Annotated in this window: 23 protein-coding genes; 9 read left to right on the top strand and 14 right to left on the bottom strand. The window is 71.7% G+C overall.

What is annotated here, in order from left to right; genetic code table 11:
• From addB to trxA, 3 genes are all read left to right on the top strand, one after another.
• Window positions 1–2,898 (top strand): double-strand break repair protein AddB (gene addB, locus ABDW35_RS07690; protein WP_343713265.1); only part of this gene is annotated, 2,898 nt, incomplete at its 5' end.
• Window positions 2,895–6,335, top strand: coding sequence for a double-strand break repair helicase AddA (gene addA, locus ABDW35_RS07685; RefSeq protein ID WP_343713264.1), 3,441 nt, complete (start codon window positions 2,895–2,897; stop codon window positions 6,333–6,335). The genes addB and addA, both read left to right, overlap by 4 nt.
• A 73-nt stretch (window positions 6,336–6,408) precedes the next feature.
• Window positions 6,409–6,729, top strand: coding sequence for a thioredoxin TrxA (gene trxA / locus ABDW35_RS07680; RefSeq protein ID WP_343713263.1), 321 nt, complete (start codon window positions 6,409–6,411; stop codon window positions 6,727–6,729).
• A gap of 119 nt (window positions 6,730–6,848) precedes the next feature.
• Here trxA and ABDW35_RS07675 read toward each other — a convergent pair whose 3' ends face one another.
• The 4 genes from ABDW35_RS07675 to ABDW35_RS07660 all read right to left on the bottom strand — a co-directional run bounded on the left by ABDW35_RS07675 (window position 6,849) and on the right by ABDW35_RS07660 (window position 10,351).
• Window positions 6,849–7,175: a hypothetical protein gene (locus ABDW35_RS07675; RefSeq protein ID WP_343713262.1), complete on the bottom strand. Its 327-nt coding sequence runs from the start codon at window positions 7,173–7,175 to the stop codon at window positions 6,849–6,851.
• A 105-nt stretch (window positions 7,176–7,280) separates the two neighbouring features.
• Window positions 7,281–7,784, bottom strand: coding sequence for an SH3 domain-containing protein (locus ABDW35_RS07670; RefSeq protein WP_343713261.1), 504 nt, complete (start codon window positions 7,782–7,784; stop codon window positions 7,281–7,283).
• A gap of 56 nt (window positions 7,785–7,840) precedes the next feature.
• Window positions 7,841–8,929, bottom strand: a complete 1,089-nt coding sequence (locus ABDW35_RS07665) for a P1 family peptidase (protein WP_343713260.1) — start codon at window positions 8,927–8,929, stop codon at window positions 7,841–7,843.
• Window positions 8,930–9,223: 294 nt separating this feature from the next.
• Window positions 9,224–10,351 (bottom strand): iron-containing alcohol dehydrogenase, encoded by a 1,128-nt coding sequence (locus ABDW35_RS07660; RefSeq protein ID WP_343713259.1) that lies wholly within the window; start codon window positions 10,349–10,351, stop codon window positions 9,224–9,226.
• A 139-nt stretch (window positions 10,352–10,490) separates the two neighbouring features.
• On the opposite strand from ABDW35_RS07660, the gene ABDW35_RS07655 reads away from it, so the two are divergent.
• Both ABDW35_RS07655 and ABDW35_RS07650 read left to right on the top strand, forming a co-directional pair.
• Window positions 10,491–11,309 (top strand): hypothetical protein, encoded by an 819-nt coding sequence (locus ABDW35_RS07655; protein ID WP_343713258.1) that lies wholly within the window; start codon window positions 10,491–10,493, stop codon window positions 11,307–11,309.
• Between the two features lie 96 nt (window positions 11,310–11,405).
• Complete coding sequence (locus ABDW35_RS07650; protein WP_343713257.1) at window positions 11,406–12,641, top strand: Zn-dependent hydrolase; 1,236 nt, start codon at window positions 11,406–11,408, stop codon at window positions 12,639–12,641.
• Window positions 12,642–12,790: 149 nt separating this feature from the next.
• Here ABDW35_RS07650 and argB read toward each other — a convergent pair whose 3' ends face one another.
• The 6 genes from argB to rpmH form a co-directional block, all read right to left on the bottom strand.
• The gene (argB, locus tag ABDW35_RS07645; RefSeq protein WP_343713256.1) at window positions 12,791–13,705 is read right to left on the bottom strand and encodes an acetylglutamate kinase; all 915 of its coding nucleotides are present in this window, start codon (window positions 13,703–13,705) and stop codon (window positions 12,791–12,793) included.
• A gap of 71 nt (window positions 13,706–13,776) precedes the next feature.
• Window positions 13,777–14,439: a ribosome biogenesis GTP-binding protein YihA/YsxC gene (gene yihA / locus ABDW35_RS07640; RefSeq protein ID WP_343713255.1), complete on the bottom strand. Its 663-nt coding sequence runs from the start codon at window positions 14,437–14,439 to the stop codon at window positions 13,777–13,779.
• Window positions 14,436–16,280 (bottom strand): membrane protein insertase YidC, encoded by a 1,845-nt coding sequence (gene yidC, locus ABDW35_RS07635; protein WP_343713254.1) that lies wholly within the window; start codon window positions 16,278–16,280, stop codon window positions 14,436–14,438. Before yidC ends, yihA begins: the two co-directional genes overlap by 4 nt.
• A gap of 61 nt (window positions 16,281–16,341) precedes the next feature.
• Window positions 16,342–16,632: a membrane protein insertion efficiency factor YidD gene (gene yidD / locus ABDW35_RS07630; RefSeq protein WP_343713253.1), complete on the bottom strand. Its 291-nt coding sequence runs from the start codon at window positions 16,630–16,632 to the stop codon at window positions 16,342–16,344.
• On the bottom strand, window positions 16,629–17,069 hold the full coding sequence (gene rnpA / locus ABDW35_RS07625; RefSeq protein ID WP_343713252.1) for a ribonuclease P protein component: 441 nt from the start codon (window positions 17,067–17,069) through the stop codon (window positions 16,629–16,631). The genes yidD and rnpA overlap by 4 nt, the downstream gene beginning before the upstream one ends.
• 26 nt (window positions 17,070–17,095) lie before the next feature.
• Entirely contained in the window at window positions 17,096–17,230 is a 135-nt protein-coding gene (rpmH, locus tag ABDW35_RS07620) for a 50S ribosomal protein L34 (RefSeq protein WP_138887974.1), read from the bottom strand.
• A gap of 148 nt (window positions 17,231–17,378) precedes the next feature.
• Here rpmH and ABDW35_RS07615 point away from each other — a divergent pair, with 148 nt between their 5' ends.
• Window positions 17,379–18,143 carry a methyltransferase domain-containing protein gene (locus ABDW35_RS07615; protein ID WP_343713251.1) on the top strand — a complete coding sequence of 255 codons (765 nt, stop codon included), beginning with the start codon at window positions 17,379–17,381 and terminating at the stop codon, window positions 18,141–18,143.
• 12 nt (window positions 18,144–18,155) lie between these two features.
• Here the strand turns inward: ABDW35_RS07615 and ABDW35_RS07610 are convergent, their stop codons facing one another.
• The 4 genes from ABDW35_RS07610 to ABDW35_RS07595 form a co-directional block, all read right to left on the bottom strand.
• Window positions 18,156–18,506, bottom strand: a complete 351-nt coding sequence (locus ABDW35_RS07610; RefSeq protein ID WP_343713250.1) for a type II toxin-antitoxin system RelE/ParE family toxin — start codon at window positions 18,504–18,506, stop codon at window positions 18,156–18,158.
• A gap of 6 nt (window positions 18,507–18,512) precedes the next feature.
• The gene (locus tag ABDW35_RS07605) at window positions 18,513–18,800 is read right to left on the bottom strand and encodes a type II toxin-antitoxin system ParD family antitoxin (protein ID WP_343713249.1); all 288 of its coding nucleotides are present in this window, start codon (window positions 18,798–18,800) and stop codon (window positions 18,513–18,515) included.
• Window positions 18,801–18,891: 91 nt separating this feature from the next.
• Entirely contained in the window at window positions 18,892–20,154 is a 1,263-nt protein-coding gene (locus ABDW35_RS07600) for an ABC transporter substrate-binding protein (RefSeq protein ID WP_343713248.1), read from the bottom strand.
• An 81-nt stretch (window positions 20,155–20,235) separates the two neighbouring features.
• A complete protein-coding gene (locus ABDW35_RS07595) occupies window positions 20,236–21,423 on the bottom strand; it encodes a class I SAM-dependent rRNA methyltransferase (RefSeq protein WP_343713247.1) in 1,188 nt (395 codons plus the stop codon).
• Between the two features lie 105 nt (window positions 21,424–21,528).
• On the opposite strand from ABDW35_RS07595, the gene ABDW35_RS07590 reads away from it, so the two are divergent.
• From ABDW35_RS07590 to ABDW35_RS07580, 3 genes are all read left to right on the top strand, one after another.
• Window positions 21,529–22,566 (top strand): P1 family peptidase, encoded by a 1,038-nt coding sequence (locus ABDW35_RS07590; protein ID WP_343713246.1) that lies wholly within the window; start codon window positions 21,529–21,531, stop codon window positions 22,564–22,566.
• Between the two features lie 228 nt (window positions 22,567–22,794).
• Window positions 22,795–24,276 (top strand): ABC transporter substrate-binding protein, encoded by a 1,482-nt coding sequence (locus tag ABDW35_RS07585; RefSeq protein WP_343713245.1) that lies wholly within the window; start codon window positions 22,795–22,797, stop codon window positions 24,274–24,276.
• Window positions 24,277–24,499: 223 nt separating this feature from the next.
• The gene (locus ABDW35_RS07580; protein WP_343713244.1) at window positions 24,500–25,408 is read left to right on the top strand and encodes an ABC transporter permease; all 909 of its coding nucleotides are present in this window, start codon (window positions 24,500–24,502) and stop codon (window positions 25,406–25,408) included.
• Window positions 25,409–25,411: the final 3 nt, after the last annotated feature.

Below are 25,411 nucleotides of genomic sequence, written 5' to 3'. Positions count from 1 at the left end.
GCCCGCCGCCCGGGCCAGCAGGCCGCGGGCGACCCGCTGGCGCTGGGCGCCATGACCGTGCTGCTGCCCAGCCGCCGGGCCGGCACCACCCTGCGCGACGCTTTTCTGCGCGCGGCGGAGGGGAAACCCCTCCTGCTGCCCCGGCTGCTGCCGGTCGGCGACATCGATGCCGACGCGCTGGGCCTGGCGGCCGGCGATGCCCCGGCGGTGGCCGAGGCCCTGGCCCTGCCGTCCGCGATCGAGCCGCGGCGACGCCAGATCCTGCTGGCCATGTTGGTCCTGGCCCGCCGGGACCAGGAGATCGGCGCCGACCAGGCGATGCATCTGGCGGCGGCGCTGGCCCGGCTGCTGGACGAGGTGCAGGCCGAGGGGCTGGGCTTCGACCGGCTGGACGGGCTGGTGCCGGAGGAGCTGGCCGAGCATTGGCAGGAGACGCTGGAGTTCCTGCGCATCGTCACCACCCATTGGCCGGAGATGCTGCGCGAGCTCGACGCGCTCGACCCGGCCGAATGGCGCGCCCGGCTGACCCGGGCCCAGGCCGAGGCCTGGACCGCCGCGCCGCCGGCCGACCCGGTGATCGCCGCCGGCCTCTTGGGCACCAACCCGGCCGAGATCGGGCTGCTGCGCGTGGTCGCCACGCTGCCACAGGGCGCGCTGGTGCTGCCCGGGCTGGACCGGGGCATGGATGGCGAGAGCTGGGACCAGCTTGATGACGGCCACCCGCAGCAGCCGCTGAAGCGGATGCTGGAAGGGCTGGGCGTCGACCGGGCGCTGGTCGCCGACTGGCCCGCCCCGGCCCCCGCGGCCGCCGGGCCGGACCGCACCGTGCTGCTGCGGGAGGTGATGCGCCCGGCCGCCACCACCGATGCCTGGCGCCACCCGGCCGGCCTCGATGCCGCCGCACTGGCCGGCCTGACCCGGATCGACTGCGCCACGGCGCAGGAGGAGGCGGGCGTCATCGCCCTGCTGCTGCGCGAGGTGCTGGAGAGTCCGGGCCGCACCGCCGCGCTGGTGACGCCGGACCGCGACCTTGCCCGCCGGGTGGCGGCCGACCTGACCCGCTGGCAGGTGGCGGTGGACGATTCGGCCGGCCGGCCGCTGGCCGACACCCCGGTCGGCGCCTATCTGCGGCTGGTCGGCGACGTCGCCTTCCGCGACGCCTCGCCCCTGTCGGTGCTGGCACTGCTGAAGCATCCGCTGGCGGCGGGCGGCGAGCCGATCGGCCTGTTCCGCGAGGCGCTGCGCCGGCTGGAGCGCGAGGTGCTGCGCGGCCCGGCGCCGGAGCTTGGCATCGCCGGGCTGCAGGCCGCGCTGGCGGCCAGCGGTGGCGGCCCGGCGCTGGCCGCCTGGCTGGACAAGGTCGGCGGCATCCTGGGCCCCTTCATCGAAGCGGTGCGCGACGACGGCCAGTCCCCGGCCGAGCTGCTGCGGCGGCACATCGCCTGCGCCGAGGCCCTGGCCGCGACCGATGCCGAGCCCGGCCCCGCCCGGCTGTGGCGGGCCGAGGATGGCGAGGCGGCGCAGGCCCTGGTGGACGAGCTGCTGGCCGGCTTCGACGGCTTCCCGGCCACCCCCGGCCCGGACTGGCCCGGCCTGTTCGAGGCGATGATGGATGGGGCGGTGGTGCGGCCGCGCTGGGGCCGGCACCCGCGGCTGGCGATCCTGGGCCCGGTCGAGGCCCGCATGGCGCGGTTCGACCGCATCGTGCTGGGCGGGCTGAACGAGGGCACCTGGCCGGGCGTGCCGGCCGCCGATCCCTGGCTGTCGCGGCCGATGCGGCGGCAATTCGGCCTGCCGGCGCCGGAGCGGCGCATCGGCCTGGCCGCCAACGACTTCGCCCAGGCCGCCGCCGGGGCCGAGGTCTATCTGACCCGGGCGGAGAAGGTGGAGGGCACGCCGACCGTGCCGTCGCGCTGGCTGCTGCGGCTGCAGGCGGTGCTGGACGGCGCCGGGCTGGCCCTGACCCCGCCGGCGCGCGACTGGCGCGCCTTGGCCCGCCACATCGACGAGCCGGAGGCGGTGCGGCCGGTGGCGCCGCCGCGGCCGAAGCCGCCGGTCGAGGCGCGGCCGCGGCGCCTGTCGGTGACCCAGATCTCGGTCTGGATGCAGGACCCCTACGCCATCTACGCCCGCATGGTGCTGGGGCTGGAGCCGCTGGACCCGATCGAGGCCGAGCCCGGCGCGTCGGAGCGCGGCACGGCGATCCACGCCGCCCTGGCCGGCTTCGTCCAGGGCCATCCCGACGCGCTGCCGCCGGATGCGCTGGACCGGCTGCTGGCGCTGGGCCGGGCCGAGTTCGCGAAGCTGCCGCCGGGGCCGGACATCCGCACCTTCTGGTGGCCGCGCTTCGCCCGCATCGCCGCCTGGTTCGTCGAGACCGAAAGCCGGCTGCGCGCTGCCGGCCGCCGGGCGATCCTGACCGAGCAGAAGGGGCTGGTCACCCTGCCCGCCCCGGGCGGGGACTTCGCCCTGTCCGGCGTCGCCGACCGGATCGACCAGGGGCCGGACGGGCTGGTGGTGGTCGACTACAAGACCGGCGTGGTGCCGTCGAACGAGCAGATCCTGGCCGGGCACCAGCCGCAATTGCCGCTGGAGGCGATGATGATCCGCGACGGCGGCTTCCCCGGCGTGCCCGCCGGCGTGCCGGTGGCCGGGCTGGAGCATTGGCGCCTGTCCGGCGCCGCGACGCCCGGCGAGATCAAGCCGGTGAAGCCGGCCGAGGGCGATTTCGCCGCCCTGGCCGACCAGGCGCTGGCCGGGCTGATGGGGCTGATCGCCCGCTTCGACCTGCCGGAGACGCCCTATCTGTCCCAGCCGCGCGGCCTGGCGCCCCGCTTCTCCGACTACGCCCATCTGGCCCGGGTCAAGGAATGGTCGGCGGGGGGCGGCGAGGGATGAGCGCGATCCGCCCCGATCCGACGGCGACGCAGCGCCGCGCCTCCGACCCGCAGCATTCGGTCTGGGTCGGCGCCTCGGCCGGCACGGGCAAGACCAAGGTGCTGACCGACCGGGTGCTGCGGCTGATGCTGGCCGGCACGCCGCCCGACCGCATCCTGTGCATCACCTTCACCCGCGCCGCCGCGGCCGAGATGGCCAACCGCATCGCCGCCACCCTGGCGCGCTGGGCGACCATGCCGGACGACAGGCTGCAGCTGGCGCTCGACGACCTGATGGGCACCCCGCCGAGCACCGCGGTGCAGACCGAGGCGCGGCGGCTGTTCGCCCGGGTGCTGGACGTGCCGGGCGGCATGCGCATCCAGACCGTGCACAGCTTCTGCCAGTCGCTGCTGCGCCGCTTCCCGGTCGAGGCCGGGCTGCCGCCGCAATTCGAGCTGATCGACGACCGCAGCGCCGCCGAGATGCTGGAGCGGGTGCGCCGCCAGGTGCTGGCGGATGACGGGCTGGGCTGGGCGGTCGACCGGGTCGCCGCCTCGGTCGGCGCCGACGAGTTCGGCGAGATCGTGCGCGCCCTGGTGGCCGAGCGCGGCCAGCTGACCCGCCTGCTGGACGCGCATGGCGGGCTGGACCCGCTCGTCGCCGAGATCCGCGCCCTGCTGGAGCTGCCCGAGGACGCCACCGCCGACAGCCTGCTGCGCGACGCCTGCGCCGATTCGGCCCTGAACTGCGATGCCGTGCGCGCCGCCGCCTATGCCCTGCTGAACAGCAGCGCGACCAAGGACCAGGATCGCGGCACCGCCATCGCCAACTGGCTGGAGAATGCGGACGGCCGCGTCGGGCGCTGGGGCGAGTACCTGCGCGCCTTCCTGACCAAGGAGGGCACGGTCTACAAGACGCTGGCGACCAAGGCCGTCGCCGCCATGCCCGGCGTGCTGGACGCGCTGATGGCCGAGGCGGACCGCATCCTGGCGCTGACCGAGCGGCTGCGCGCCGCCGAGACCGCCGACGCCACCGCCGCCCTGCTGACCCTGGGCGCGGCGCTGATCGAGCGCTACCGGGCGGAGAAGGCGCGGCGGGCGCTGCTGGACTATGACGACCTGATCCTGCAGGCCGGCGACCTGCTGGAGCGGCCGGGCAAGTCCGCCTGGGTGCTGTTCAAGCTGGACGGCGGCATCGACCACGTGCTGATCGATGAGGCGCAGGACACCAGCCCGGAGCAGTGGCGCGTGGTCCAGGCCCTGACCGCGGAGTTCTTCGCCGGGCTGGGCGCCCGCGAGGATGTCGACCGCACCGTCTTCGTCGTCGGCGACGAGAAACAGTCGATCTTCAGCTTCCAGGGCGCCGACCCCGCCGAGTTCAGCCGGGTGCATGGCCTGTTCGACCGTCGCAGCCGCGAGGCCGAGCGGCCGTTCCACACCATCCCGCTGGAGACGTCGTTCCGCTCCGTCTCCGCGGTGCTGGAGCTGGTCGACGCCGTCTTCGCCTGCGGCCCGGCGCTGGACGGGGTGGCGCCGGAGCCGCCGCGCCACTTCGTGTCGGAGCGGCGGCGGCTGCATGGCGGGCTGGTCGAGCTGTGGCCGCTCTTGGGCCCCAGCGAGAGCGACGAGCCGCCGGCCTGGGAGCCGCCGACCGAGCAGCGCGGCATCAGCGACCCCGGCGCCCGGCTGGCCCGGCTGATCGCGGCCCGCATCGCCAGCTGGCTGCGCGACGGCACGATCCTGGAGTCCCAGGGCCGGCCGATCCGGCCCGGCGACGTGCTGATCCTGGTGCGCACCCGCAACCGCTTCTTCGTCGAGCTGATGCGGGCGTTGAAGGCGGCCGACGTCCCGGTCGGCGGCATGGACCGGATGGTGCTGACCGAGCAGCTGGCGGTGATGGACCTGATGGCCCTGGCCCGCTTCCTGCTGCTGCCGGAGGATGATTTGTCCCTGGCCGAGCTGCTGAAGGGCCCGCTGGTCGGCTTCGACGACGACCGGCTGTTCGCCCTGGCCCATGGCCGGCGCGGCACGCTGTGGGCCGCCATGGCGGCGTCGGTCGACCCGGCGGTGAAGGCGGCGCGGGCGTGGCTGGCGGAGATCCTGGACCGGGTCGACTTCCAGGCGCCGTTCGAGCTGTTCTCCGCCGTGCTGGCGCGGCCCTGCCCGGGCGACGCCGTCTCCGGCCGCCGCGCCATGCTGGGCCGGCTGGGGCCGGAGGCCGAGGACCCGCTGGACGAGTTCCTGGCGCTCGCCCTGGGGTTCGAACGGCAGCTGCCGCCGTCGCTGCAGCGCTTCCTGCACTGGCTGGAGACCGGCACCACCGAGGTCAAGCGCGAGCAGGAGCAGGGCGGCGGCCAGGTGCGGATCATGACCGTGCACGGCTCCAAGGGCCTGCAGGCGCCGATCGTGATCCTGCCCGACCTGGTCGGCATGCCGCGCGGCGGCGCCCGGGCCGGGGAGAAGATCCTGTGGCCGGACGAAGCCTTGCCCGTGCCGCTGTGGGCGCCGCGCGCCACCGACCGGCCGCCGGTGTATCGCGAGGCGATGGAGCGCGCCGACCGCCGCCGCGACCAGGAGTACCGCCGCCTGCTGTATGTCGCCCTGACCCGGGCCGAGGACCGGCTGTACCTGCTGGGCCATTACGCCACCGAGCGCGGCAAGCCGGCCGATGGCTGCTGGTACCACCTCGTCCGCGACGGGCTGGCGACGCTGCCCGACGCCGTGACGGTGGCGATCGACGGGGTCGAGGGCGAGGGCCTGCGCCTGCACCGGCCCCAGGCCGACCGGGTCGCGGGGCCCGAGGCCGTCGCGCCGGAAGCGGCGGCCGGGGCTCCGCCGCCCGACTGGCTGCACCGGCCGCCGCCGCCGGAGCCGGACCCGACCCGGCCGCTGACCCCGTCGCGGCCGGAGGCCGAGCCGCCGGCCAGGTCGCCGCTGGAGGGCAGCGACCAGGGCCGGTTCCGCCGCGGCGCCCTGATCCACGCTTTGCTGCAGGCGCTGCCCGAGCTGCCACCCGAGGCGCGCGAGGCGGCGGCGCGGCGCTACCTGGCCCGGCCGCAGCATGGCCGCGACGAAGCCGAACAGGCCGAGATCGTGGCCACCACCCTAGCGGTGCTGGACCAGCCCGGCTTCGAGCCGCTGTTCGGCCCCGGCAGCCGGGCCGAGGTGCCGGTGGTCGGCCTGGTCGAGGGCCGCGCCCTGTCCGGACAGATCGACCGGCTGGTGGTCACCCCCGAGTCGGTGCTGGTCGTGGACTACAAGACCAACCGCCCGCCGCCGGTGAGCATCGAGTCGGTGCCGCGCGCCTATCTGGTGCAGATGGCCGCCTATCGCGCCGCGCTGCGGCTGGTTTATCCAGGCCGGACAGTGCGCTGCGCGCTGCTGTGGACCGAGGGTCCGAGACTGATGGAACTCCCGCCCGCAACGCTGGACCGGCATGCCCCGGGCGCATCGGCTTGACCTTGTTCCGTTCTCCTCCCTACCCTATCTCCACGTGGTGAGGTGGCGTCCCGCCCCTAAGCAAGGAATTCCCATGAGCACGAAGCCCGTCTCGGATACCAGCTTCGAAACCGATGTCCTGAAGGCCTCGGGTCCCGTCCTGGTGGACTTCTGGGCCGAATGGTGCGGCCCCTGCAAGATGATCGGCCCCTCGCTGGAAGAGATCGCTTCCGAGCTGGGCGGCAAGGTCAGCATCGTCAAGCTGAACATCGACGACAATCCGCTGACCCCGGCGAAGTACGGCGTCCGCGGCATCCCGACCCTGATGCTGTTCAGGGACGGCCAGGTCGCCGCCACCAAGATCGGCGCCGTGCCGAAGAGCGCGCTGTCGCAGTGGGTCGAGAGCAACCTCTGATCCCGGCACCACGACCCTGAATGCGAAGAGCCCCGCCGCAAGGCGGGGCTTTTTCGTTGGGAATCAAACCGGTTCCCGGATCGGCGGTGAGCGCACCGCAACGCCCTCCGCACTCCTCCTCATTGCCCGTAATTCTGCTGGAACCACTGCTGCTGCTCCTGCTGCGCCCGCTGCTGCTGCTGGCGCATCATCTCCTGCTGATAGGCCTGCTGCTGCGAATCGTCGTAGTAGCCACCCGCCGCCGACTGTGCGCCCTCGCCGTTGTAATAGGCGTTGAGCTGGCTGGCCGGCACGTAGACGGGCGGGGAGCTCAGGTCGTCCGGATTGGGGTAGATCTGGTAGACCGGCTCGTTCGAGGCCTGGGGCTGATCGTAGCCGCCGTCCTGGCAGGCGGCGAGGCCGGCGCTCAGCATCAGCAGCGCCGGAAGAATCCGAAAAAGGCGCATTCCTGGGGTCCGTTCATCGTGACGGAAGCCGCCCCGTCGGTGAGGCGGCCGTGAGCCCCGATCTTGGCACCCGGGTTGTGGCGAACGAAAGGCAGGACTTCCGGCCTACTCCACCTTCTCGCCCGGATAGGCGCCCCAGAAGGAGGCACGGCGCATCCAGCCGCGATAGCCTTTGAGGTCGACATAGCACCAGTCGGCCTGCGCCCCGTCGCCCGGGCAGCGCAGCAGCGACCCCAGCACCCCAGGTTCCGCCTTCGCCATCAGGCCCGAGCCCTCGCTGGGCTCGTTGTAGATCGGCTGGTCCTCCTTGCCGGTCACCACCAAGGTGCGCCGGCGGGTCAGCAGGGCCTGGTGGACCCAGCCCTCGATCCCCTCCCAGTCTCGCACCCGACGCCAGGTGTCGAATTCGGCGATCACCTCGACCGGCAGGCCCTTCTTGCTGACCACCCATTCGACCGGATAGCGCTCGCCCGGGCCGGTGCGCAGGTTCACCTCGTCCGACCGCAGCGACACGAATCGCGGCACCGGCTGGCCGCTGCCGGCGGCATGGGCGGCGAGCGGCACGGCCGCGGCGAAGGCGAGGAACAGGGCGGTGACGGATCGGCGCATGGGGCTCCGACTGGCGGCGGTCGATGCCGCCACAAGAATCCCGCGCGCCGGCCGCGTCAAGTGCGTCCGTAGCGGCGCATGATCTCCGGCAGCCGCTCGATCGGCAGGGCATGGCTGACCCGGCCGTTGCGGCCCTGCGTGGTCTCGGCGGCGCAGAGCGAGTTCCAGATCGCCTCCTCCGTCCCCTCCACCACCGCCGCCATCAGCGGCTGCAGCGCGAAATCCGGCAGCATGCGCAGGTTCTCGAAGGGCCGCGCCCGGCTGGTATCGGTGGCCTGGCCGAGGTCGTTGCCGGTGGAGAAGGCGATGAACACGTCGCCGCTGCCCGGCCAGCCCAGCCCGCCGCAGCGCGCCAGGCCCAGGCCGGCGCGCTGCGCCAGCCGCTTCAGCTGGTGCGGGAACAGGGGCGCATCGGTGGCGACCACGACCAGGATCGAGCCTTCGACCCGGCGCTGGGCGAAGCAGCTGGGCACGTCGGTGACCGGGATCTCGCGGCCGACCGGCACGCCGTCCAGCAGCAGACGGTCGCGATCGCCGTAATTGGTCTGCACCAGGATGCCGACCGTCCAGCTCTCGCCGCCCTGGTCGACGACACGGGACGCGGTGCCGGTGCCGGCCTTGAATTCATGCGCGTTGGTGCCGGTGCCGCCGCCGGCGCAGCCCTCCGCCACCGGGTCGGCGGTGGCGCGGCGCAGCGCCTCCATCGCATGGTGCGGCCGCAGCACGAAATTTTCGCTCTCGGACAGCCAGCCGTCATAGGTCTCGGACACCAGCGGCATCTTGAAGTCGGCGCCGGTGGCCAGCGTCACCTCGGCGTCGACCATACCCTCATGCACCGCGCCGATCGAGAAGGTGCCGGTCAGCGACAGCGGGCCGCACAGCAGGCCGAACTCGTTGATCCAGGTCAGGCCGGTGACCTCGCTGTTGCCGTTCAGCACATGGCCCGCGGCGAACAGGTTGCGGCGCCAGATCTCGCCGTCCTGCGGCACGATGGCGGTGATGCCGGTGCGGATGATGTGCGGTGATTCCTCGACCAGGGTGACCTGGCCGACCATGACGCCGGGCACATCGGTGATGCCGTTCTTCGGGCCGGGCGGCAGCGTGCCGATCGACAGACCCAGGTCCCGCAACCTCGCGCGCGCCATCCCACCCTCGCCGTGACGTCGGATTATCCCCGCGCCTGGGTAGCAGGCCGGGCCGGCGCGATCTACGCCCCGAATGGGGTGGGCTGCGGGATCCCGAAAAGAAACGGGCCGACCCCATGGCCGGCCCGAGTTGAACAGGGAGGTTCATGCACGATGCGGACGTGCAATCGTAGAACGCCTCGCAAAAGGGGAGGTTCCCACCCCCCCGAAATTTTTTGCCCAGCCGATGAGCGCGGCGCGAAATTGCCTATCCGATGAGCGCCGCGCGCTCCTCTGAGCGGCCGGGAGCCTGCTTCAGCCCAGCGCTGCGTCGAACAAAGCCTCGTAATCCGCCTGGGTGACGGGGCGGGCGTTGCTGGCGGTGGAATGGTCCTTCAGCGCCCCGGCGACGACACGGTCTCGATGCGCCTCGGTCACCCCCATCTGCCGCAGGCTCTTCGGCAGGCCGAGCCGGGCATTGAGATCCTCAATCGCGGCGGCCAGGTCGGCCTCGGCCGCCAGCCCCATCGCCAAGGCCAGCCGGGGATATTTGGATGCCGCGGCCGGCGCATTGAAGCGCAGCACCGCCGGCAGGATCACGGCGTTCAGCGTGCCGTGATGCAGCACCGGGTCGGGGATGGCGCCCAGCGCGTGCGACAGGCCGTGCACGGCGCCCAGCCCCTTCTGGAAGGTCAGCCCGCCCTGCAGCGCGGCCATCATCATCTCGCTGCGGGCTTCGAGGTCGCCGCCATCGGCCACCGCCCGCGGCAGGAAGGTCATGGCCCGGCCGACGCCGTCCAGCGCAATGGCGTCGGCCGGCGGGTTGTACCGGGGCGACAGGAAGGTCTCGATGCAATGGGTCAGCGCGTCCATGCCGGTGGCGGCGGTCAGCAGCGGCGGCAGGCCCAGCGTCAGCTCGGGGTCGCAGATGGCGCGGCCCGGGATCAGATGCGGGCTGATCAGCGCCAGCTTGCGGCCGTCGCGCAGGGTGATCAGGGCGCCGCGCCCGACCTCGCTGCCGGTGCCGGCCGTGGTCGGGATCGCCACCAGCGGCGCCACCGGGCCGATGCGGCCGGCGCCGCCCTCGATCAGCGCGTATTCGGCCAGCTGCCCGGCATGGGTGGCGCGCAGGGCCACCGCCTTGGCCAGGTCCATGGCCGAGCCGCCGCCGAGCGCGACCAGCCCGTCGCAGGCGGCGTGCCGGAAGACATCGAAGGACGCATCGACCGCCACCTCGGTCGGGTTGCCCGGCGTCTCGGTGAAGACCGCATGCTCGGCCGGCAGCATCCGGCGCACCCGGTCGAGCAGCGGCAGCCGGGCGATGCCCGGATCGGTGACCAGCAGCGGCTTGCCGATGCCGAGTTCCGCCAGCTCCTGCGGCAGCAGGTCGACCGCGCCCGATCCGAAGCGGGTGGTGGTCAGATAGGTGATGGTATCGGCCATCGTGGCGGTCCTCGGTGCTGGCGTTCAGGGAAGTCGAAGAGACCCTAGAGGATGCGGCGCCGCACCGGAAGCCGGCGGCGACCTTTGCCGTGCGAGCCGCTACGCTGGCACGGTCGTGATCCGAATCGCGGGGCATCGCATGCGGCGCCTGGCCTTCCTGCTGGCCGTCCTGGCCCTGACGGTGCTGACCCAGATCGGCGGCGCCGTGCTGATCCTGGCTTGGCTGCTGGGCCGGGCCTTGGTGCCGAAGGGCGGCCGGCACGGCCTCGCGGTGCCGGCGATCTTCGCCGTGCTCTACGCCGCCGCGACCCTGGCCGTCGTGCCGCCCCTGGCGGCACTGGCCGGCCGGGTGCCCCTGCCCTGCCGCGCCGAGCCCGGCCGCCCGGTCGCCGCCGGCAGCCCGCTGTACTGCCTGCTGAACCGCAACTATGTCGATCCGCGCGTGGTGCTGCTGCTCGACGCCCTGGTCGCGGCCATGGACCAGGCCAACCCCGGCACGGTCACGCTGTATCTGGACGCGAATTTCCCGTTCCTCGACGGGATGCCGCTGGCGCCGCACCTGTCGCATGACGACGGCCGCAAGCTGGACCTCGCCTTCTTCTACGCCGATCCCGACGGCGCCTATCGGCCGGGCCTGCTGCGATCGCCGATCGGCTACTGGGCGTTCGAGCAGCCGGGGCCGGACGACCCGCAGCCCTGCGCCGAACCGCGCTGGCTGACGCTGCGCTGGGACATGAGCGTCCTGCAAGGGCTGTACCCCGACCGGCCGCTGGAGCCGGAGCGGACCCGGGTGGCGCTCGCTTGGCTGCTGGCCGAGGGACCGCGCTTCGGGCTGGAGAAGATCCTGCTGGAGCCGCATCTGGTCCGCCGCCTCGGCCTGTCCTCGCCGCTGCTACGCTTCCAGGGCTGCCGCGCCGCCCGGCATGACGACCATCTGCATCTGCAGATCGCGGGCTGATCGCCGGCGCAAAGGCTTTGCGCGGCGACGCGCGATATGCAAACCGATCGAGCCGAGCAGGCGATATGCTGCCGCGGCAACGGCCCGGGATCCGCCATGACCGCCCCTGTCCTCGACCATGCCCGCCTGATCGACCGGCTGCAGCGCCTGGGCGCCATCGGCCGCGGCCCGTCCGGCGGGCCGACGCGGCTGGCCCTGAGCGATGCCGACCGCGCCGGCCGCGACCTGCTGGCGGGCTGGATGCGCGAGGCCGGGCTGGAGGTGCGGGTCGACCGCATCGGCAACATCTTCGGCCTGTGGCCGGCGGCGGGCGGCGCCGACCCGGTGATGATCGGGTCGCATATCGACACGGTGATCGACACCGGGATCTATGACGGCTGCTATGGCGTCCTCGCCGGGCTGGCAGTGGTGGAGGCGCTGCGGGATGCCGGCGCGCCGCCGTCACGCCCCGTCGCGGTCGCCGCCTTCGCCAATGAGGAAGGCGTGCGGTTCCAGCCTGACATGATGGGGTCGCTGGTCCATGCCGGCGGGCTGGACCTGGAAACGGCCCTGGCCACGATCGGCACCGACGGCGCGGTGCTGGGCGCGGAGCTGGCGCGGATCGGCTATGCCGGCGATCTCGAACCCGGATCGATCCGCCCGGCCTGCTACCTGGAGCTGCATATCGAGCAGGGGCCGGTGCTGGAGGCGGAGGGGCTGGCGATCGGCGCCGTCGATTCGCTGCAGGGCATCTCCTGGCAACGCGTCACCATCACCGGCGCCGCCAACCATGCCGGCACCACGCCGATCACGGCCCGCCGCGACGCCGGCCTGGCCGCCGCCCGCGTCATCGCCCATCTGCGCGACCGCGTGGCCGGGGCCAATGCCGGGACGCTGGCCACGGTCGGGTCGCTTCGGCTGGAGCCGGACGCGATCAACGTCATCCCCTCTCGCGCCGTGTTCACCGTCGACCTGCGCGACCCGGACGAGGGCCGGCTGCAGGCGGCCGAGGCGGCGCTGGCCGGCTATCTGGAGACGCTGGCGGCGGCGGAGGGGGTGGCAGTCGCGACCGAGCGGCTGGCCCGGTTCGAACCGGTGCGGTTCGACCCCAAACTGGTGCGGCGGGTGGCGGAGGCGGCGGAGCGGCGCGGCCATCGCTGGCGGCACATCACCTCCGGCGCCGGGCACGACGCGCAGATGATCGCCCGGATCGCGCCCTCGGCGATGATCTTCGTGCCCAGCCGCGGCGGCATCAGCCACAACCCGGCCGAGTTCACCGCGCCGGAGCAACTGGCCGCCGGCGCCGATGTGCTGCTGGACGTGGTGGCGGGGCTGGTGGGAGTGGAGGCGTAGGGTGTCGGCAGGCCCCTCACCCTCCCTGCTCTATTGTCATCCTCGGGCTTGACCCGAGGATCCAGGGGCTTTCAAGAGCCGCTCCCGGTGGCCCCTGGATTGCCGGGTCAAGCCCGGCAATGACAGAAAGGAAGAGGCCTCTTACGACCCTAAGCTCGGATCAATGTCCCGATGCCGCCTTCGGTGAAGACCTCCAGCAGCACGGCGTGCGGCACGCGGCCATCCATGATCACCGCGCCCTCGACCCCCTGCTCGACCGCCGAGATGCAGGTCTCCAGCTTCGGGATCATGCCGCCGGAGATGGTGCCGTCGGTCATCAGCTCGCGCGCCCGGGCCAGCGGCAGCTCCTGGATCAGCGCCTTCTCCTTGTCCAGCACGCCGGCGACGTCGGTCAGCAGGAAGAAGCGGGTGGCGTTCAGCGCCGCGGCGATGGCGCCGGCCGCGGTGTCGGCGTTGATGTTGTAGCTCTCGCCGCGCGGGCCGACGCCGATCGGCGCGATCACCGGGATGAAGTCGCTGTCCTCGAACGCCTCGAGAATCTCCGGGTTCACTGCCGCCGGCTCGCCGACGAAGCCGAGGTCGAGGATGCGCTCGATGTTGCTGTCCGGGTCGCGCTTGGTGCGCTGCAGCTTGCGGGCCGAGATCAGGCCGCCATCCTTGCCGGAGACGCCGACCGCCTTGCCGCCGACCGCCTGGATGGCCGAGACGATCTGCTTGTTGATGTTGCCGGACAGCACCATCTCGACCACATCGACGGTGTTGCGGTCGGTGATGCGCAGCCCGTCGACGAATTCCGACTTGATCTGCAGCCGCTCCAGCATCGCGCCGATCTGCGGGCCACCGCCATGCACCACCACCGGGTTGATGCCGACCTGCTTCAGCAGCACGACGTCGCGGGCGAAGCTCTCGGTCAGCGAGTCGTCGCCCATGGCGTTGCCGCCGTATTTGATGACGAAGGTGGCGCCAGCGTAGCGGCGCATGAAGGGCAGCGCCTCGACCAGGGTCTGGGCCTTGTCGAGCGAGGCGGCGGGCAGCTTGGGCGGGGCGGCGAAGGGCTTGGTCATCGGGCTCGAATCCTGCGAGCGGTTGCCGGCGCCCCTCTCATGCCCCAGTGCGCCGCCGCGATCAACCGCGCTCAGCCGTTCTTCGCGATCTCGGTCAGGAAGGCGCGCAGCTCGGGGATGCCCTCGCCCTTGTCGCTGCTGGTCAGCATCACCTTGGGGAAGGCCGCCGGATGGCGCTTCAGCGCCGCCTCGACCTCCGGGATCCGGCGCTCGCGCTCGCCCTTGCCGACCTTGTCCATCTTGGTCAGCACCACCTGGGTGGCGACGGCGGTGTCGTCGAGCAGCTTCAGGATCTCGGTGTCGGACTCCTTGATGCCGTGTCGGCCGTCGATCAGCACCAGGGCCCGGCGCAGCGTCGCCCGGCCGCGCAGATAGCCCTTCAGCGTGTCTGTCCAGCCCTGCGACAGCGACTTCGACACCTTGGCGTAGCCGTAGCCCGGGAGGTCGACCAGCGCCAGCCGGCCGCCGAGGTCGAAGAAGTTCAGCTGCTGGGTGCGGCCCGGGGTGTGGCTGGTGCGGGCCAGGGTCTTCCGCCCGGTCAGGGCGTTGACCAGGCTGGACTTGCCGACATTGGAGCGGCCGGCGAAGGCGATCTCCGGCAGGCCCGCGGGCGGCAGGTCGGTCAGCGAGGCCGAACCCCAGGTGAAGCGGCATTCCTGCGCGAACAGCAGCCGCCCCGCCTCGATCGCCTCCGGTCCGTACGCGTCCGCGCCGGTCGCCTGCGCCTGCGTCACCCCTTGCGGCCCGCCGGCTTGCGGGTGGCGGGGGCCTTCGGGGCCGCGGGAGTCTTGGCGTCGCCGTTGCCGTTCTTCTTGCGGGCGACCGAGGGCGGCACGGTGACCGGCGATGCGGCGCCTTCCTCGACCCCGCCCGAGATCTTCACATGCATGCGCTTCATGATCGACCACTGCTGCAGGATCGTCAGCGTGTTGTTCCACGCCCAGTAGACCACCAGGCCGACCGGGAAATGGGCCAGCATGAAGGTGAAGACGACCGGCAGCGCCATGAACACCTTGGCCTGGACCGGATCGGCCGGCGCTGGGTTCAGCTTCTGCTGCATGAACATGGTGAAGCCCATGATGATCGGCGCCGCGCCGATCATCAGCATCGCCGGCGGGGTCCACGGGATCAGGCCGAACAGGTTGAACACCGTGGTCGGGTCGGGCGCCGACAGGTCGTGCATCCAGCCGAAGAACGGCGCGTGCCGCATCTCGATGGTGACCAGCAGCACCTTGTAGAGGGCGAAGAACACCGGGATCTGGATCAGGATCGGCAGGCAGCCGGCCGCCGGGTTGACCTTCTCGCGCTTGTATAGCGCCATCAGCTCCTGCTGCTGCTTGGCCTTGTCGTCGGCATACCGCTCGCGCAGCTTCACCATCTCCGGCTGCAGCGCCTTCATCTTCGCCATCGAGCGGTAGGACTTGTCCGCCAGCGGGTAGAACAGCAGCTTCAGCGCCAGGGTGAAGATCAGGATCGCGACGCCGAAATTGCCGACGACGCTGTGGATCCAGGCCAGGATCTTGAAGAACGGCTTGGTCAGGAACCAGAACCAGCCGAAATCGATGGCGAAGTCGAACTTGGTGATGTGCAGCGTGTCGGCATAGCTGCTGATCAGGTCGACCTCTTTGGCGCCGGCGAACAGCCGGCCGGTCGAGTCCACTGTCTGGCCCGGCGCCACCGTCACGGCGTCGGCTTGGTAGGTCGCCAGATAGCGCCCCTCGCCGTCCGACTGATGCAGGAACTGGGTGTCGACCTTGACCGCCTGGTCCGGGATCAACGCCGCCAGCCAGTACTTGTCGGTGAAGCCCAGCCAGCCGCCGGTGGTCGAGTTCTTGACCGCCTTGTCGTCCTGGATGTCCTTGTAGGTCTTCTCCTCCAGCGTGCCGTTGAACACGCCGTAGGGGCCTTCATGCAGCACGTAGTAGCCCTGGGTCACCGGCGTGCCGAAGCGCAGCACCCGGCCGTAGGGCGCCAGCTGCACCGACTTGTCGGTGTTATTCACGACGCTCTGCACCACCGTGAACATGTAGTTCGCGTCGATCGAGATGGTGCGCTTGAACACCAGCCCCTGGCCGTTGTCCCAGCTCAGCGTCACCGGCGCGTCCGGGGTCAGCGTCTCGCGGTCGGCGGTCCACACCGTGCCGGCGCCAGGCACCACGACCGAGACGTCGGCCGGGGCCCAGCCGTAATCCGCATAGTAGGCCGAGGGGCCGCCCAGCGGCGTCAGCAGCACGATCTCGGGGCTGTTCGGATCGACCGTCTCGCGGTAGTCGCGCAGGGTGACGTCGTCGATCCGGCCGCCGGTCAGGTTGATCGAGCCATGCACGCGCGGCGCCTCGATCTTGACCCGCTGGCTCTGGGCCAGCGCCTGGGCGCGGTCCATCGGCGCCTGGACCGCCCCGCCGACCGTGGTCGGGGCCTGGGGCGAGGCGGTCGAGGTGGTGGCGGCGGGGGCGGTGGTCTGCTGCTGCCCCGACGGCGTGGTGGGCTTCGGCGACGGGAACAGGAACTGGAAGCCGAGAAGGATGGCCAGCGAAAGGGCGATCGCCAGGATCAGGTTCTTCTGGTCGGTCATCGCGTCAGGGCTCCGGTCCCGGCCCCTGCCCCAAATCCTGGCCGGCCGGTCAGTCGTGCGTTTATCTGTCGGTGGACCGGGCCGCGCCGCAGCAGGCGTCACGGCCGGATCCACCGGCATTCTTGGTCAGGGTCTCGGGCACGGGGTCATACCCCGACCCGCCCCAGGGGTGGCAACGCGCAATGCGCCGCAGGGCCAGCCAGCCCCCGGCGATCGCACCGTGCCGCTCAATAGCCTCGATCGCGTATGCGGAGCAAGTGGGCGCGAACCGGCACTGGCGTCCGATCAGCGCCGACAGGCTGTAGCGGTAGCCGATCACCAGGGCGCGCAGGACATGGGCCAGCGGGCTCATGCCGCCGCCCCGCCCGCCTCCGCCCCTGCGGCTTCCGGCGCCGGGCGCACGGCGCCCAGCTTCTGCAGCGCGCGGTCGAGATCGGCAACGAGGTCGGCGAAGGGCCGGGTGATGGTCTCGCCCCGGGCGATCAGCACCAGGTCGAGACCCGGCGCCGCCCGGCGGCCCAGCACCTCGGCGGCCGCGGCGCGCAGGCGCCGGCGCGCCCGGTTACGGGCGACCGAATTCCCGACCTTGCGGCTGGCGGTGTAGCCGACGCGCAGGTCGCAGCCGGCCGTCGCCCCGGCGTCGGTCCCGGCCTGGTCCCAGCGGCGCAGTTGCACAATCACGCCCGGCTGCGCCCATTTGCGGCGCGTGCCGGCCACAGCCAAAAACTCGGCCCGCTTCTTCAGCCGGCCGAGGCGGATCAGGGAAGGATCGTCAAGGCGGACGCGCATCCGGTCACCCAGGCGCGAGAGCCGGATTACGCGGAGAGGCGCTTCCGGCCCTTGGCGCGACGATTGGACAGCACGCGGCGGCCGCCGACGGTGGCCATGCGGGCGCGGAAGCCGTGGCGGCGCGCGCGCACCAGCTTGCTGGGCTGAAAGGTTCTCTTCACGGTCTGAACTCCGGATAGGCTCTACTGCGCCCTTCCGGACGCAAAACGGTCGCGGGTTATAGGCACGACCGGCGCCCGAGTCAATCGATCCGGCCGCGGATCGGTGCGGGGATGCGCGCGACGCGGATCTTCCGGTAGATTGGCCGCCATGACATGGAATCCGACGAACACGCTGAAATTCGCCGGCCCGCGGCTGCAGCCCGGGCTCGACCTCATCACCCGGCTGCCGGACATCGAGGCGCGGCGGATTGTCGATCTCGGCTGCGGCACCGGCGCGCTGGCGGCGCAGCTGGCCGAGCGCTGGCCGCGGGCGACGGTCACCGGCCTGGACCGCGACCGCAACGCCCTGCGCGAGGCGCGGGCGACCCATCCGGACCTGGAGTGGGTCGAAGGCGACATCGCCGACTGGGCCCCGTCCGAGCCGGTGGACGTGATCTTCTCCAACGCCGCGCTGCAGTGGGTGGAAGGGCATGACACGCTGGTCCCGCGCCTGCTGTCCTTCCTGGCCCCCGGCGGCGTGCTGGCGGTGCAGATGCCGCGCAACCACGACGCGCCGAGCCATGTGCTGATGCGGGCCCTGGCGTCGGAGGCGCCCTGGGCCGGCCGGATCCCGCTGCGCCGCCCGCCGGTCGGCACCCCGGCCGCCTATTACGACCTGCTGGCGCCGCGCACCGCCGCACTGGACATCTGGGAGACCGAGTACCTACATGTGCTGAAGGGCGACAACCCGGTGCTGCACTGGGTGCGCGGCACGGCGCTGCTGCCGGTGATGGCGGCGCTGTCGGGGCCGGAGCTGGACGCCTTCATCGCCAGCTATTCCGCCCGCCTGGCCCAGGCCTATCCGCCGCAGCCCGACGGCAGCACGCTGTTCCCCTTCCGCCGCCTGCTGCTGCTGGCCCGGGTGGGGGCGTGAAAGAGGCCTCCCTTATTCAGCATCGTCGTCTGCGGGGAGGTGCTGCGCCAGATCCATCGCATCATGCAAGATGCGCAGCACCGTGATGAGGGTGTCACCGGCCTGGCGGTAGACCAGGAGATGGCGTCCGGCCCGGCCGGACCTCGCAATATGCAATGTCCGGATGCCCGGCCGGACTCCGTCGCGTGCGACGCTGCCCAGGGCAGACGGGCCGTTTGCCAAAATGGCGGCAGCCCGGATGATCGTCTCGTTGTAGCGGCGAGCCTGCGATGCGCTGAAGGTCCGCCTGGTCCAAGCGATGATGGAGACGACGTCCTGTTCCGCCTCGACGGTCAGCCTGACCTGCCAGCGTCGACGCGCCACCTTCGATCAACGCTCCGCGTCGGCTATTGCCTTCTCGGCCAAGGCCCTCATGTGGCGCCGCAGGTCTGTCACCGAATCGAATGTGGTGACCTCTCCGCGCCTCTCGGCCTCGAGCCCGATATCCACCGCCGCCCGCAGGCGCTCCAGCCTGGCGGCATCCTCCTGCTCGCGCTGCTCGACCAGGCGCAGCCCTTCGCGCAGGACCTCGCTGGCGTTCTGGTAGCGGCCGGACTTGACCAGCCCCTCGATCAGCTCGGCCTGGTGGTCGGTCACGACGACGTTGCGGGTCGGCATCGCGGGCTGTCCTCCTCAACACATCTGCAGGGACAAGATAGGGCCATTGGCATATTATGCCAATGGCCCTATCGCGGTCAGCCCTGCGCCCTCACTTCCCCGGCGGCTTGTACCAGGCGTCCAGGGTCTCCTGCACCTTGGCGCCGGCCTGCTCGGCGGTCAGGGTGCCGTTCAGCACCTGGGCCGAGACGTTCCAGATCGCCTGGTCGACATTGGGCTTGCCGCGCGACAGGATCTGGTGCGCCAGGCGGATGTTGCTGCCGCACTTGTCCTTCCAGCCCTGGAACTCCGCCGCCAGCGGGTCCTTCAGCTCGACCTTGTGGGTCGACAGCGTGAAATAGCCCGGCAGGGCGTTGGTGTAGATCGTCGCGAACTCGGCCGAGGTCACCCATTCCAGGAAGGCGCGCGCCGCCTCCGGATGCTTGCCCTGGGCGTTCATGCCGAAACCGATATCGGTGTGGCTGGAGATGAAGCAGGGGTCGCCCTCCTTCTCCACCGGCGGCGGGAAGGCGCCGAGCGGGAAGTCGGCCTGGGCCTCGAACAGCGGGATCTCCCACGACCCGGCCGGGTAGATCGCGGCGCGGCCGAGCGTGAACAGGTTCTGGCTGTCCGGGTAGGACTGCGCCTGGTAGCCGTCCGGCAGATAGGGCTTCCACTTCGCCAGTTCGGCCCAGGCGCCGACATAGGGGGCGTCGGTGAACTTGGCGGTGCCGGCGATCAGCGCCTTGCGGCCCGGCTCGCCCTTCCAGTGGTTCGGGCCGATGGTCTGGAAGCCCATGGTCGCGGCCTCCCACTGGTCGGCCGTGCCGATATCGAGCGCCGCGACTTCGCCCTTGGCTTTGATCTTGTCGAGCAGGGCGAAGAACTCCGCCTGCGTCTTCGGCGGGGTCAGGCCCAGCTCCTCGAAGATGGTCTTGTTGTAGATGAAGCCGCCGATGACCGAGCCGACCGGGACGCAGAAGGTGGTCTGGCCGTCATCGGTGCTCCAGGCCGTCCGCGCATCGGCGGTGAAATTGTCGATCCCCTTCAGGTCGTTCACCGGCGCCAGATGGCCCTTCTGGAACAGCGCCAGCGAGGCGTCGAAGGCGCGGCAGGCGACGATATCGCCGGCGACCCCGCCCTCCATCTTGGCGTTCAGCGCGGCGTTGTACTCGGTCGGCGCCGAGGGCGCGAAGTTCAGCTTGATGCCGGGATGCGTCGACTCGAAGGCGGGGATGATCTTGTCCTGCCAGATCTTCAGGTCGTCGTTGCGCCAGCTCTCGATCGTCAGCGTCACGTCCTCGGCGCGGGCGGCGCCGGCCAGCGCGACGAAGGCCGCGCCCGTCATCAGGACGCGGGTCAGGATGGTGGTCATTGTCTCGGGCCTCCCCTTTTGGCTGGTCTAGACCAGCGGGAGCGGCCCGGCTTGTCAACCCCGTGGAGGAGGCAGCCGCCGTCAGTCCAGCTGCAGCACGATGCCCTTCAGATAGGCGCTCTCGGGCAGCAACGGGTGCACCGGATGGTCCGGCCCGGCGCCGGACTGGCGCAGGATCCGGCCGGTCCGCCCGGCATCGACCAGGCCGCGCGCCACCTGCTCGGCGAACAGCGCCGGGTCGACATGATGGCTGCAGGAGAAGGCGCAGAGGAAGCCGCCGCGCTCGGTGATCCGCGCCGCCAGGCGAGTCAACTTGGCGTAACCCCGCGCGCCGGCGGCAAGGTCCTTCTTCGACTTCACGAAGGCCGGCGGGTCGACCACCACCACCGGCCAGCGCTCGCCCTCCCCGCCGCGGCGCTCCAGCTCGGCGAAGGCCTCGCCGCGGGCAGTCGTGACCCGGTCGGCGACGCCGTTGGCCGCCGCCGCCTTGGCCGCCAACTCCAGCGACGGGGCCGAGCGGTCGACCAGCGTCACCGCCTCCGCCCCCGCCAGCGCCGCCTGGATGCCGAAGCCGCCGGTGTGGGTGTAGATGTCGAGCAGCCGCCGGCCGCGGGCCAGCTTCGCCACGAAGGCACGGTTGTCGCGCTGGTCGAAGAACCAGCCGGTCTTCTGACCGCCGAGGGGATCGGCCTCGAACTTCGCGCCGTTCTCCTCCACCGCGATCGGGCCGTCGACGGCGCCGCGGGCCACCCGCACCTCCTCCGCCAGCCCTTCCAGGCCGCGCACGGCGCTGTCGTTGCGCAGCACGATGGCGCGGGGCCGCAGCAGCTCCTCCAGCGCGTCGCAGAGCGGGCCTTCCAGCCGGTCCATCAGCGCCGTGTTGCTCTGCATCACCAGCACGTCGCCATAGCGGTCGATGATCAGCCCCGGCAGCCCGTCGGCCTCGGCATGGACCAGGCGGTAGAAGGGCCGGTCGAACAGCGTGTCGCGCAGCGCCAGGGCCGCGGCCAGGCGCCGGCGCAGGAAGGCGGTGTCGATCGCCGCGTCCGGGCTGCGATCGAGCATGCGCACGGCGATCAGCGCATGCCGGTTGAAGCCGCCGACGCCCAGGGCCTTGCCGCTGGCCGCCTCGACCCGCACCGGAGCGCCCAGCGGCACCTCGCGCAGCTCTGGCGTCATGGCGATCTCGTTCGAGAAGATCCAGGGATGGCCGGCGGCGACGCGCTTGTCGCGGCCGGGCTGCAGGCGGATGAGCGGCAGGTCGGTCATGGCGGAGGAGCATAGGGGTGCTGTCGCCGGACGGGAACCACGATCGGCGTTGACGCAAGACCGGCCGGTCCTGTCTGCTGCCCGCTCTGCCGCCGAGAGACCGCCATGACCATCCGCCCGGGCCCGCGCAATTCCATCACCGACATCGCCGGCCTGGCGGTCGGCCAGGCCGAGGACATGGCGGCGCGCACCGGCGTGACCGTGCTGCTGCCGGAGATGCGCTGCACCGCCGCCGTCGATGTCCGCGGCGGCGGTCCCGGCACCCGCGACACCGACGCGCTGGACCCGACCTGCCTGGTCGAGGCGGTGGACGCGCTGGTGCTGTCCGGCGGCTCGGTGCATGGGCTGGAGGCGGCATCCGGCGTGGTCGCCTGGCTGGCGGCGCGGGGCCGGGGGCACCCGGTGGGCACCATCCGGGTGCCGATCGTGCCGGCCGCGATCCTGTTCGACCTGGCCAATGGCGGCGACAAGGGCTGGGGCGACACCCCGCCCTATCGCGCTTTGGCGCTGGCCGCCTGCGACGCCGCGGGGACGGAGGTGCGCCAGGGCAATGCCGGGGCCGGCACCGGCGCCAAGACCGCGACCTGCAAGGGCGGCCTCGGCACAGCCTCGGCCTTCGATCCCGAGACCGGCGTTACCATCGGCGCGCTGGTCGCCGCCAACCCGGTCGGCGCCGTGACCATGCCGGACGGCACCTTCTGGGCCTGGCCGTGGGAGCAGGCGGGCGAGTTCGGCGGCCCGCACCGCCCGACCGGGCCGGCGGCGCCGGAACCCGAGTTCTACCGCCATCCCGCCGCGCCCGAGCCGACCGCCGGCGGCAACACCACGATCGGCATCGTCGCGGTCGACGCCGCCCTGACCAAGGCCGAGGCGCAGCGGCTGGCGATCATGGCGCAGGACGGTCTGGCCCGCGCCATCCGCCCGGTGCACACGCCGATGGACGGCGACACCATCTTCGCCCTGGCCACCGGCGCCGTGACGCTGCCGGAGGCGCGGGCCCTGGCCCTGGCCCGGATCGGCGCCATCGCCGCCGACTGCGTCGCCCGCGCCATCGCCCGCGGCGTCTGGCACGCGGAGACCCTGGGGCCGCACCCGGGCTGGCGGGAGAAATACGGCGCCATCAGGCAAGAAAGGCCCGTATAGCTTCTGTCATTGCCGGGCTTGACCCGGCAATCCAGAAGGTCTCGACAGCCTCTGGATGCCCGGGTCAAGCCCGGGCATGACACTGAGGAGGCGATTTGCCTTTCGTCCAGCAGCCATCGGGGCCCAAGGCAAGCCTTGAACCCGCCCCGGCGGCGCTGCCATCATCCGCTGCGAACGCGAAGGGCCGGGGGATTCGGTTCCCACCGGCACAGGGAGACGACGATGGGGATGAGGGGCTTGCTTGCGGCTGCCGTTGTGGCCGTCGGGCTGATCGCGACGCCGGCGCTGGCCGCCAAGGAGCAGGCCGTGATCGGCATGGTGCTGGAGCCGCCGAACCTGGACCCGACCGGCGGCGCCGCCGCGGCCATCGCCGAGGTGGTCTACGCCAACCTGTTCGAGGGCCTGACCCGGATCGACGAGGCCGGCCAGGTGCAGCCGGGCCTGGCCACCGAATGGAAGGTGTCGGACGACGGGCTGACCTACACCTTCACCCTGCGCCGCGGCACCACCTTCCATGACGGCACCAAGTTCGACAGCGAGGCGGTGAAGTTCTCGCTGGACCGCGCCCGGGCGGCGGAGTCGACCAACCCGCAGAAGGCCTTCTTCGAGCCGATCAAGTCGGTCGACACCCCGGCGGCCGACCAGGTGGTGATCACCCTGTCGCATCCGGACGGGCTGTTCCTGTTCCATCTGGGCCAGGCGGCGGCGCTGATCGTGGCGCCGAACACCGCCGCCGACAACGGCACCCACCCGATCGGCACCGGGCCGTTCAAATTCGTCGAATGGGTGCCGGGCGACCATGTCACGCTGGAGCGCACCGACGCCTATGCCGGCGACAAGCCGAAGCTGAACCGGCTGGTTTTCCGCTTCGTCGCCGACCCGGCGGCGGCCTCGGCCGCGGTGATGTCGGGCGATATCGACGCCTTCCCGAACATGCCGGCGCCCGAGACGCTGGACCAGTTCAAGGCCGATCCGCGCTTCGCGGTGGAGATCGGCACCACCGCCGGCGAGACCGTGATGGCGGTGAACCAGCGCCGCAAGCCCTTCGACGACGTGAAGGTGCGCCGGGCGCTGGCCATGGCGATCGACCGGCAGGCGCTGATCGACGGCGCCATGTTCGGCTACGGCATCCCGATCGGCAGCCATTTCGCGCCCTACGAGCCGGCCTACAAGGACCTGACCGGCGCCTATCCCTACGACCCGGCCAAGGCCAAGGCCCTCCTGGCCGAGGCCGGCTATCCCAACGGCTTCAAGGCGACGCTGAAGCTGCCCCCGCCCGGCTATGCCCGCCGCGGCGGCGAGATCATCCAGGCGCAGCTGGCCGAGATCGGCGTCCAGGTCGAGCTGGTGCCGGTGGAATGGGCGCAGTGGCTGGAGCAGGTGTTCAAGGGCTTCGACTACGACATGACCATCGTCTCGCACACCGAGGCGCTGGACATCGACATCTATGCCCGCGGCAAGGACAAGTACTATTTCGGCTACGACAACCCGGCCTTCGATCAGGTGATCCAGCAGCTGAACAGCACGGTCGACCCGGAGCAGCGGAAGGCGCTGTACCAGCAGGCCCAGCAGATCCTGTCGGATGACGAGGCCGCGGTGTTCCTGTTCCAGCTGGCCAAGACCGGCGTGCGCAACGCCAAGCTGCTGGGCATGTGGAAGAACAGCCCGATCGCCGCCAACGACATGACCAAGGCCTATTGGGCGGAATGAAGAAAGAACTGCCGCTCTTCTTGAGTCCCCCCTCCCCTCGCGGGAGGGGGGCAGGGGGAGGGGGTTCGCGCCGCCAGGACCGTTCGTCCCGGAGGCACCTGAAGCCCTCACAGCGCAAGCCAATCGACACCAGCGCTCTTCGTTCGGCAACCCCCTCCCCCTACCCCCCTCCCGCGAGGAGAGGGGGGACTAGGACGGGTGGCTCCTTCTCCCGGAACGCCGGATGATCGGCTTCCTGGCGCGGCGGGTGCTGACGCTGCTGTTCACGCTGTTCGCCGCCTCGGTGGTGGTGTTCACGGTGCTGGAGGTGCTGCCCGGCGACCCGGCGCTGCTGATGCTGGGCACCGAGGCGCGCGAGGACACGCTGGCCGCCCTGCGCAGCCAGATGGGCCTCGATAAGCCGGCACCGGTCCGCTACCTCGACTGGGCCGGCGGCGCGCTGAGCGGCGATTTCGGCACCAGCTACACCTACAAGATGCCGGTGGCGACGCTGGTCGGCGACCGGCTGGCGGTGACGGCGCCGCTGGCGCTGCTGGCCCTGCTGCTGTCGACCGCCCTGGCCATTCCGCTCGGCATGCTGGCCGCGGTGAAGCACAACCGGGTCGGCGACTGGGGGGTGATGGGCTTCAGCCAGCTCGGCCTCGCCGTGCCCAGCTTCTGGGTCGGGATCATGCTGATCTGGGCCTTCGCGCTGCAGCTGCGCTGGTTCGGCGCCGGCGGCTTCCCCGGCTGGTCGGCCGGCTGGGGCCAGGCGCTGCAGGCGCTGGTGCTGCCGGCGGTGGCCCTGGCGCTGACCGAGGCGGCGATCCTGGCCCGCATCGTCCGCTCCGCCATGCTGGAGACGATGCGCGAGGACTATGTCCGCACCGCCCGGGCCAAGGGCCTGTCGAAGGGTCAGCTGCTGCGCCGCCACGTGCTGCGCAACGCGCTGATCCCGGTCGCCACCATCGTCGGCATGCAGTTCGGCTTCCTGATGGCCGGCGCGGTGGTGGTGGAGAATGTCTTCACCCTGCCCGGGCTGGGCCGGCTGGCCTTCCAGGCCATCGCCCAGCGCGACCTGATCGTGGTCAAGGACGTGGTGGTGCTGCTTGCCGCCATTGTGAAAACTCACGGTCCAGCTTACACAACATAATAT

This window comes from Inquilinus sp. (assembly GCF_039594555.1).
Taxonomy (GTDB): Bacteria; Pseudomonadota; Alphaproteobacteria; order DSM-16000; family Inquilinaceae; genus Inquilinus.
The sequence above is the reverse complement of the archived record's forward strand: the minus strand, read 5'-3'. Positions and strand labels throughout refer to the sequence as shown.

Coding starts and splice junctions, on each gene's coding strand:
- trxA (WP_343713263.1), top strand. CDS start 6,409: ATGAGCACGAAGCCCGTCTCGGATACCAGCTTCGAAACCGATGTCCTG.
- ABDW35_RS07660 (WP_343713259.1), bottom strand. CDS start 10,351: ATGGCCGATACCATCACCTATCTGACCACCACCCGCTTCGGATCGGGC.
- ABDW35_RS07600 (WP_343713248.1), bottom strand. CDS start 20,154: ATGACCACCATCCTGACCCGCGTCCTGATGACGGGCGCGGCCTTCGTC.
- yidC (WP_343713254.1), bottom strand. CDS start 16,280: ATGACCGACCAGAAGAACCTGATCCTGGCGATCGCCCTTTCGCTGGCC.
- ABDW35_RS07585 (WP_343713245.1), top strand. CDS start 22,795: ATGAGGGGCTTGCTTGCGGCTGCCGTTGTGGCCGTCGGGCTGATCGCG.
- yidD (WP_343713253.1), bottom strand. CDS start 16,632: ATGAGCCCGCTGGCCCATGTCCTGCGCGCCCTGGTGATCGGCTACCGC.
- ABDW35_RS07665 (WP_343713260.1), bottom strand. CDS start 8,929: ATGGCGCGCGCGAGGTTGCGGGACCTGGGTCTGTCGATCGGCACGCTG.
- ABDW35_RS07580 (WP_343713244.1), top strand. CDS start 24,500: ATGATCGGCTTCCTGGCGCGGCGGGTGCTGACGCTGCTGTTCACGCTG.
- ABDW35_RS07675 (WP_343713262.1), bottom strand. CDS start 7,175: ATGCGCCTTTTTCGGATTCTTCCGGCGCTGCTGATGCTGAGCGCCGGC.
- ABDW35_RS07670 (WP_343713261.1), bottom strand. CDS start 7,784: ATGCGCCGATCCGTCACCGCCCTGTTCCTCGCCTTCGCCGCGGCCGTG.
- addA (WP_343713264.1), top strand. CDS start 2,895: ATGAGCGCGATCCGCCCCGATCCGACGGCGACGCAGCGCCGCGCCTCC.
- ABDW35_RS07595 (WP_343713247.1), bottom strand. CDS start 21,423: ATGACCGACCTGCCGCTCATCCGCCTGCAGCCCGGCCGCGACAAGCGC.
- argB (WP_343713256.1), bottom strand. CDS start 13,705: ATGACCAAGCCCTTCGCCGCCCCGCCCAAGCTGCCCGCCGCCTCGCTC.
- ABDW35_RS07590 (WP_343713246.1), top strand. CDS start 21,529: ATGACCATCCGCCCGGGCCCGCGCAATTCCATCACCGACATCGCCGGC.
- ABDW35_RS07615 (WP_343713251.1), top strand. CDS start 17,379: ATGACATGGAATCCGACGAACACGCTGAAATTCGCCGGCCCGCGGCTG.
- ABDW35_RS07650 (WP_343713257.1), top strand. CDS start 11,406: ATGACCGCCCCTGTCCTCGACCATGCCCGCCTGATCGACCGGCTGCAG.
- rnpA (WP_343713252.1), bottom strand. CDS start 17,069: ATGCGCGTCCGCCTTGACGATCCTTCCCTGATCCGCCTCGGCCGGCTG.
- ABDW35_RS07655 (WP_343713258.1), top strand. CDS start 10,491: ATGCGGCGCCTGGCCTTCCTGCTGGCCGTCCTGGCCCTGACGGTGCTG.
- ABDW35_RS07605 (WP_343713249.1), bottom strand. CDS start 18,800: ATGCCGACCCGCAACGTCGTCGTGACCGACCACCAGGCCGAGCTGATC.